Origin of the sequence: Aeromonas simiae, assembly GCF_000820125.1 — a bacterium.
GTDB classification, from domain to species: Bacteria; Pseudomonadota; Gammaproteobacteria; order Enterobacterales; family Aeromonadaceae; genus Aeromonas; species Aeromonas simiae.
In genome coordinates, this window is the sequence record NZ_CDBY01000095.1 from 1 (window position 1) to 1,172 (window position 1,172).

Annotated in this window: 1 protein-coding gene; it reads left to right on the forward strand. The window is 42.9% G+C overall.

The genetic code is table 11. From position 1 onward, the window contains the following. Window positions 1–839: 839 nt before the first annotated feature. Complete coding sequence (locus BN1134_RS19850) at window positions 840–1,169, forward strand: hypothetical protein (RefSeq protein ID WP_156991871.1); 330 nt, start codon at window positions 840–842, stop codon at window positions 1,167–1,169. Window positions 1,170–1,172 lie beyond the last annotated feature (3 nt).

Genomic DNA, 1,172 nt, shown 5'->3' on the forward strand with positions numbered 1-1,172 from the left:
GCCATCAAAGATGGGCGCCCCTTAAGGCGCCCTCGGTCTGCTTTTACACCGCCACTTTATATCGCCACCCAACCGTAAGCCCTGCCGCCCTCTGGCCCTCCCCGGTCAGAGTCCCCGCCCCTCAATCCTCTGCGCCCTTGAGCCACCAGAGCGACGCAGCCCCCGTAAAACGGCGATTTCTTCGCCACTTGTCACCCCTCACTTTTTGAACTGCCTCAAATATTGCGCACAAGTGACAGATCACGTAGTAAAACTGCTCGACAGCCTGAACCCTGGCCCAATAGGATAGCCATCTGGTGCCCAAAGGACTGGACTGGGGCCCTGCCCCGGTTGGTGATTGGCGCACTCTGGAAGCGGTAATTCAGGGGCGGTAGCGTCGCTTTTCCAAATCACCTCCAATCACGATAGATAGCTCTCTCCTCGGAATGAGGGTTACATATATCAAGAGTAGATTCCAAGCAGCGATTAACGATATTGATCGCGCCCACCTTTATTCCTGTCAATTCGATATATATACCCTTCTTGTCGACTATTTGCTAATGAGCGTGCAGATTGGGCTAACCTGCTTCTTTTTCTAATAAAATTACTACTATAGTTATTTATTCTGTATATAGTTGAAAATATTTCTCATTTCGTCGATTCTAATAAACAATGAAAACTATATTATTTTAAAATCAACGAAACTTGTTAAGGGAACAGTTAATTCAGCGAGCAACATAGTACCGATAAAATACCTACCAATATAGCTATGACACCACCAAAAATTCTACAACCAGACTCTAAATAACCAAAGATAATTATATCACCATATCATTCATAAATTATTAAAGGAAATGTTTATGCCATTAAAAGATTTTGACTTCGGAAACGAAGCGGGTGATGATGCAACACAGAAAGAGCTGGCATCATATTTTGTTGAGCAAAATGGATTTAAGAACCAATTAAACTGTAATAAACGAGTACTTATAACTACAGCTCGAAAAGGTGTAGGAAAGTCAGCATTAATAAAAAGAATTTTTGGTGTCATAACTGAGGAACAACCCGATTCAATCGTCATATCATGCCGAGGCTCAGACCTCACCAGAGATGCATTTAAGTTATCATCACCATTATCCACACCGAACGATTACATTCGTGACTGGATGATTAGGATACCTGATTACCCATGATTA

What these genes read in the sequence shown, in the direction of transcription:
- BN1134_RS19850 (WP_156991871.1), top strand. Translation starts at nt 840, where the DNA reads ATGCCATTAAAAGATTTTGACTTCGGAAACGAAGCGGGTGATGATGCA.